Origin of the sequence: Nevskia sp. (assembly GCF_051860985.1) — a bacterium.
Taxonomy (GTDB): domain Bacteria; phylum Pseudomonadota; class Gammaproteobacteria; order Nevskiales; family Nevskiaceae; genus Nevskia.
Genome location: NZ_JBIMKV010000029.1, coordinates 22,178 through 28,357, shown reverse-complemented (window position 1 = coordinate 28,357; position 6,180 = coordinate 22,178). Strand labels below are relative to the sequence as shown.

General features: G+C 66.1%; 6 protein-coding genes. 2 read left to right on the top strand and 4 right to left on the bottom strand.

Annotation, left to right across the window (positions count from 1 at the left end; genetic code table 11):
* Positions 1–38: 38 nt before the first annotated feature.
* The 4 genes from ACTIGJ_RS18950 to ACTIGJ_RS18935 form a co-directional block, all read right to left on the bottom strand.
* A complete protein-coding gene (locus tag ACTIGJ_RS18950) occupies positions 39–302 on the bottom strand; it encodes a hypothetical protein (RefSeq protein WP_439641887.1) in 264 nt (87 codons plus the stop codon).
* A gap of 592 nt (positions 303–894) precedes the next feature.
* Positions 895–1,542 (bottom strand): 3-oxoacid CoA-transferase subunit B, encoded by a 648-nt coding sequence (locus ACTIGJ_RS18945; RefSeq protein WP_439641886.1) that lies wholly within the window; start codon positions 1,540–1,542, stop codon positions 895–897.
* On the bottom strand, positions 1,542–2,279 hold the full coding sequence (locus ACTIGJ_RS18940; protein WP_439641885.1) for a CoA transferase subunit A: 738 nt from the start codon (positions 2,277–2,279) through the stop codon (positions 1,542–1,544). The genes ACTIGJ_RS18945 and ACTIGJ_RS18940 overlap by 1 nt, the downstream gene beginning before the upstream one ends.
* A 45-nt stretch (positions 2,280–2,324) precedes the next feature.
* The gene (locus tag ACTIGJ_RS18935) at positions 2,325–3,182 is read right to left on the bottom strand and encodes an HpcH/HpaI aldolase/citrate lyase family protein (protein WP_439641884.1); all 858 of its coding nucleotides are present in this window, start codon (positions 3,180–3,182) and stop codon (positions 2,325–2,327) included.
* 246 nt (positions 3,183–3,428) lie between these two features.
* Here ACTIGJ_RS18935 and ACTIGJ_RS18930 point away from each other — a divergent pair, with 246 nt between their 5' ends.
* Both ACTIGJ_RS18930 and ACTIGJ_RS18925 read left to right on the top strand, forming a co-directional pair.
* A complete protein-coding gene (locus ACTIGJ_RS18930) occupies positions 3,429–4,811 on the top strand; it encodes a 3-oxoacyl-[acyl-carrier-protein] synthase III C-terminal domain-containing protein (RefSeq protein WP_439641883.1) in 1,383 nt (460 codons plus the stop codon).
* Between the two features lie 35 nt (positions 4,812–4,846).
* Entirely contained in the window at positions 4,847–6,043 is a 1,197-nt protein-coding gene (locus ACTIGJ_RS18925) for an acetyl-CoA acetyltransferase (protein ID WP_439641882.1), read from the top strand.
* The last annotated feature ends 137 nt before the right edge of the window (positions 6,044–6,180 follow it).

The following is a 6,180-nucleotide window of genomic DNA, read 5'->3' as shown; positions in this document are numbered from 1 at the left end:
CTATTCACAAACCCAAGAGCTCGCCATCGCGGCGTGACTCAATCGAAATGGCCTCCGGGAAAACCGGGGCGGTTCAGCTTGACGTGCTCGACGTTCTTCGCGGTGATCTCGTCGCCGACCTTGATCTTGCCCTTGGTGTTGACTTCGATCGACGTCACTTCGTCCGGGTAGGCCTTGGTGACTTCGCCAGTCGCGGCGATGGTCGGCCAGACCGGAGCAAGCACGCCGCCGCCGACGCCAGCGGCGACGTTGGCCATCATCTTTCTGCGGGAGAAGTCGAAATCGTATTTTCTGATGCGCATCGTTTTAGTCCTCCAGATGGAAACCGCAGCTGGGCAGACGGCAGCCTCCGGCCGCCTGACAGCGTGAGCAAAGATTGGTTACGAGTGGGGGAGAGTCCCCAGCCTTAGGTACGGCTCCGAACGAATGATCAGATGCCGCACCATCACGCGTTCACCCAGGATTTCGACACGGCGGCACTTGCCGGAAACAAACACGCAAGCACACGAACCCGTGCTGTTCCCAGCCTGAGAAGCGTTGTCGTGCATGCTGGTTCTCCTCCCGCATTGCCCATGTTTTAAGCGTGTCAGGACCGTCATCTGCGAGACGTTGCCATCTGTCTCGCAGTCATCACGTCATCGCACGTTTCGCGTCGCAACAGCATTTTCGACGGCAACCGAATACCGGCCACGTCGATTTCAGCCGTCCGGCGATCGGCAGACGAACCCGTCTCCGATCGCTGCAATCGTATGGTGCCATATTATTTTCTGATTGCAAGCACCGCAGGCTGTTTTCTGCGGAGGGCGGACTATCCGTTGACCGCAGCGCAACATGCAACAGTGGGCAGAGGGGTGCCCCCACCTTCCGGTTGGGGTCCCCCTGCGTGCCGCTGGATCAGCCCTGCAGATCGACCGTGAAGTCAGCGCTGGTGCAGGCGCGGAGCATGTCCAGCGTCACTCCTTCGGCCAGTTCGGTGAGCCGGACACCGCCGCCGCGACGGTCGATCTCGAACACCGCGAGGTCGGTGATCAGCAGGTCGACCACGCCCTTGCCGGTCAACGGCAGCGTGCATTCCTTGAGGAACTTCGAGTCGCCGCCCTTCTCGCGGTGGTCCATCACCACGACCACGCGCGGCACACCGGCGACCAGATCCATCGCGCCGCCCATGCCCTTGATCATCTTGCCGGGTACCATCCAGTTGGCGAGATCGCCCTTTTCCGAGACCTGCATGCCGCCGAGGATCGACAAGGCGATGTGGCCGCCGCGGATCATGCCGAACGAGTCGGCGCTGCTGAAGTAGCTGGTCTGCGGCAGCTCGGTGATGGTCTGCTTGCCGGCGTTGATCAGATCGGCGTCCTGGTCACCCTCATAGGGGAACGGCCCCATGCCGAGCATGCCGTTCTCGCTCTGCAAGGTGACCGTCATGCCGTCCGGGATCATGTTCGCGACCAAGGTCGGGATGCCGATGCCGAGGTTCACGTAGTAGCCGTCGCGCAGCTCGCGGGCGGCACGGGCCGCCATCTGTTCACGGGTCCAGGCCATTACCGGTTCTCCCCTGCAGTCGGGCGCGGCCGGGTGGTCAGGCGCTCGATGTGTTTTTCGTAGTGCCCGCCCTTCACCAGCCGCTGCACGAAGATGCCCGGCGTGTGGATCTGGTCGGGATCAAGTTCGCCCGGCTGCACGATCTCCTCGACTTCGGCGATGGTGATGCGCCCAGCAGTGGCGATCATCGGGTTGAAGTTGCGCGCGGTCTTGCGGTACACGAGGTTGCCCTCGGTATCCGCCTTCCAGGCCTTGACCAGCGAGATGTCGGCGGTCAGGCCGGTTTCCATCACGTACCAGTCGAGCGTGCCGTCCGGATTCGGGAACTGCCGCGTTTCCTTGCCTTCGGCGACCTTGGTGCCGTAGCCGGTGCGCGTGTAGAAGGCCGGGATGCCGGCGCCACCGGCGCGGATGCGTTCGGCCAGCGTGCCCTGCGGATTGAACTCGATCTCGATCTCGCCGCTCATGTAGCGGGACTCGAGGATCTTGTTCTCGCCGACGTAGCTGGCCAGCACCTTGCGGATCTGGTTGTTGGCCAGCACCCGCCACATGCCATGGCCATCGCAGCCGACGTTGTTGCCGATCACGGTCAGGTCCTTCGCCCCGGAATCGCGCAGCGCCTCGATCAGGTTTTCAGGAATGCCGCACAGGCCGAAGCCGCCGGACATGACGGTCATGCCGTCGAAGGTGATGCCGGCCAGCGCGCTGGCGGCATCGGGATAGATCTTTCGGGACATCTCGGGGCGGCTCCTCGGAAGTGACGGCTTGTCGTTCTTGTCGGTTCAGCGGCCGGCCGCAGCCAGCAGGCGGCGGGCTGCCTTCAGGTGCGGAATGTCGAGCATCTTGCCGTCGAGCGACACGGCACCGGCGCCGCTGTCGAAGGCCGCGATCACGCGCTGCGCGAACGCGATCTCCTCCTCGGCCGGCGTGAACGCGGCATTGATGATCGGCACCTGGTCCGGGTGGATCGCGATCTTGCCGGTGAACCCGTCGTAGCGCGCAGCCTGGCTGTTGGCGCGGCAACCGTCCGGGTTCCGGAAATCGACGTAGACGGTGTCGAGCGCCTCGACGCCGAGCGCATGGCAGGCCAGCAGGCACTGGCTGCGCGCGTGTTCGTAGACCGGCCGCCAACGGCCATCCTCGGCACGCGGATCACCGGCGCCCATCGCCGAGCTGAGATCCTCGCCGCCCCAGAGCATGCCGCGCAGGCGCGGGATCGGCTTCTTCAGCAACTCGCCCATGCGCAGCACGGCGGCCGGCGTTTCGGTGCAGACGGCCAGGATCGCCGTCGACCCCAGCGGCCGGCCGGCCGCAATTTCGGCCATGTCCAGATAGTGGCTGACCCGCTCCAGGCATTCCGGGCCGAAGATCTTCGGCAGCACGATGCCGACCGGGCCGCTGCCGATCACGGCGGCGAGATCGGCCAGCGTTTCCCCCGATGCCAGATCGTTGACCCGGATCCACACCTCGCTGCTGCCGGCATAGGTCTTCAGGTAGTCGACCAGCATCTGCCGGGCCAGGGCCTTGCGTGCCGGCAGCACCGAATCCTCCAGATCGAAGGCCAGGGCGTCGGCCCCGCAGGCAACCGCCTTGGCGAGCTTGCGCTCGTTGTCAGCCGGCACAAACAAAAGAGATTTCATGATCGGTTCGGGCGTGGGGCAGTGGCGCGCATCGGTTGCCGGCGCCCCCGAAAGCAGCGGCTTCGGCGGGGCGGTTCTGGAGCTGCGCGATAATAGTATGGTACCGTATTAATATCGAAAAACAATCGCGCCGACGACGACCATTCGTCTCCGCGATCGGCTTGCGCCACATAGTCCGGAGACAGGGTCTTGAGTCAGCACAGGAAAGGTATCGCATCGTACGGTGCCTGGATTCCCCGGTTGCGAATGAGCCGCGCGGCGATCGCCGATGCGCATGCCTGGGCGCTGCCCGGCCTGAAGGCGCAGGGCAAGGGCGAGCGTGCCCTGTGCAGCTGGGATGAAGACGCCATCACCCTGGCCGTGGCCGCCGCCCGCGACTGCCTGCGCGACAACGGCCGCAGCCGTCCGGCGGCACTGTCGCTGGCCTCGACCACGGCCCCGTTCGCCGACCTGCTGAACGCGGCGATCGTCGCCAGCGCAGTCGACCTGCCGCCGTCAACTTCCTGCCACGACACCAGCGGCAATCTGCGCGCCGGTCTGTCGGCCTTGGCCCAGGCGCTGGAATCGACCAGCGACGGCGACACGCTGGTGGTCGCCGCCGATCGCCGTTCGGCCAAGCCGGGCAGCGTGCAGGAATTCCAGTTCGGCGCCGGCGCTGCGGCACTGCAGGTGGGCGACGATGCCGGGATCGCGCGTTATCTGGGCCGCGAATCGGTCACCCACCTGTTCGTCGATCACTTCCGCGCCGCCGGCGAGAAGCACGACTACTTCTGGGAAGAGCGCTGGATCCGCGACGAAGGCGTATCGCGTGCGGTGCCGGCCGCCACCAAGAAGCTGCTGGCCAAGCTCGGCAAGTCCGCTGGCGATGTCCAGTGGTTCGGGCTGGCCGGCGCACCCGGCGGCTCCGACAAGCTGGTCGCCAAGTCGCTCGGCATCGCGCCGGAACGGCTGATTCCCGACCTCGCCGCCCAGGTCGGCGACTGCGGCACGGCGCATGCGCCGCTGCAGCTGATCCATGCGCTGGAGCAGGCGAAGCCGGGCGATCTGATCATCATCGCCGCGTTCGGCCAGGGCTGCGAGGTGCTGGCCTTCGAGCGCGGCGAGGGCACGCACCAGCCGGCGATGGGGCTGGCGAAGTCGATCGCGGCGCGGATTCCGGAAACCGCGTACCTCAAGATGGCCTCGTTCGAAGGCGAGATCGATCTCGACTGGGGCATGCGCGCCGAGGCGGACGTGAAGGCCGCGCTGACCCAGCACTACCGGTCCTCGGACCAGATCAACGCCTTCGTCGGCGGTCTCTGCAAGGCGTGCAACACCGTGCAGTTCCCGCGCCTGCCGAACTGCGTGTCCTGCGGCGCTTCGGATACCCAGACGCCGTTCAGCCTCGCCGACCAGGGCGGCCAGATCGCCACCTGGAGCGCCGACTGGCTGCAGTTCTACCTGGCGCCACCGCTGTACGTCGGCCTGGTGCAGTTCGATGTCGGCGCCCGCCTGCTGATGGAAATCGTCGAGGTCGGCAACGCGGGACTGGAGGTCGGCACCCGCCTGTCGATGCAGTTCCGCGTCAAGGCGCGCGACCGCAAGCGCCACTACAGCCGCTATTTCTGGAAAGCCGCGCCGGTGCGCTGAACGCTGGCCGACCGAACGACTCACGAGAACACCACATGGCAACGGGCATCAAGGACAAGGTCGCAATCCTCGGCATGGGCTGCTCGCGCTTCGGCGAGCGCTGGGATGTCGGCAGCGAACAGCTGATCAACGAAGCCTTCCTGGAAGCGCTGAAGGACGCCGGCATCGAGCGCACGCAGATCGAGGCCGCGTGGTTCGGTTCGGCGCTGGACTCGGTCAACGTCGGCAATTCGGCGATTCCGCTGGCCACCGCGCTGCGCCTGCAGGGCATTCCGGTGACCCGCGTCGAGAACATGTGCGCCACCGGCACCGAAGCGCTGCGCGGCGCTGCCTACGCGGTGGCCAGCGGCGCGGTCGACATCGCGCTGGCGGTCGGCGTGGAAAAGCTCAAGGACACCGGCTACGGCGGCCTGCCGGTACCCGGCAAGGGCACGCTGAATGACCTGTGGATGCCGTACTGCTCGGCCCCGGCGGGCTTTGCCCAGCTGGCCGCCGGCTATCGCGCCAAGTACGGCATCGACCGCGAACTGTTCAAGCGGGCGCTGGCCACAGTGTCCTGGAAGAGCCACCAGAACGGCACCAAGAGCCCGAAGGCGCACCTGCGCAAGGCGGTGGAGATGGACACCATTCTGAAGGCGCCGATGATCGCCGAGCCGCTCGGCGTGTTCGATTGCTGCGGCGTCAGCGATGGTGCGGCGGTGGCGATCGTCACCACGCCGGAGATCGCCCGTGCGCTCGGCAAGCAGGATCGGGTGACGATCAAGGCGCTGCAGCTGTCGTCATCGTCCGGCCGCGAGTCGGGCATGAGCGACTGGGATGGCGCCAGCGTGCCGAATACACGCATGGCCGCCGCCGCCGCCTACCGCGAAGCGGGCATCGACGATCCGCGCAAGCACCTGAGCCAGATCGAGGTACACGACTGCTTCTCGGTCACCGAACTGGTGACGATGGAAGACCTTGGCCTGTCCAGCGACGGCGAGGCCTGGAAGGACGTGCTCGACGGCAAGTACAACGCCGATGGCGCGATTCCCTGCCAGATCGACGGCGGCCTGAAGTGCTTCGGCCATCCGATCGGCGCCACCGGCCTGCGCATGGTCTACGAGCATTACCTGCAGCTGCTCGGCCGCGCCGGCGAGCGCCAGCTCAAGAACCCGACTCTGGGCCTGTCCCACAACCTGGGCGGCGTGCCGTACAACGGCGTGGCGGCGATCAGCATCGTCGGCCTGATGTAGGCCGATTGGTCGGACGGCCGACGATCGCAAGTGCCTGCCATTGCAAGCAGCGCCGGCCCCTTCCCCGCCTAAAGTTTGGCTCGATTCGTGCGGTAACATACGACTGGCGCAGCAGCTGCGGAAATTTCTACACTGCG

Excerpts from the sequence above, each read along its gene's own strand:
- ACTIGJ_RS18945 (WP_439641886.1), bottom strand. The coding sequence starts at position 1,542 with ATGGCCTGGACCCGTGAACAGATGGCGGCCCGTGCCGCCCGCGAGCTG.
- ACTIGJ_RS18930 (WP_439641883.1), top strand. The coding sequence starts at position 3,429 with ATGAGCCGCGCGGCGATCGCCGATGCGCATGCCTGGGCGCTGCCCGGC.
- ACTIGJ_RS18935 (WP_439641884.1), bottom strand. The coding sequence starts at position 3,182 with ATGAAATCTCTTTTGTTTGTGCCGGCTGACAACGAGCGCAAGCTCGCC.
- ACTIGJ_RS18940 (WP_439641885.1), bottom strand. The coding sequence starts at position 2,279 with ATGTCCCGAAAGATCTATCCCGATGCCGCCAGCGCGCTGGCCGGCATC.
- ACTIGJ_RS18925 (WP_439641882.1), top strand. The coding sequence starts at position 4,847 with ATGGCAACGGGCATCAAGGACAAGGTCGCAATCCTCGGCATGGGCTGC.
- ACTIGJ_RS18950 (WP_439641887.1), bottom strand. The coding sequence starts at position 302 with ATGCGCATCAGAAAATACGATTTCGACTTCTCCCGCAGAAAGATGATG.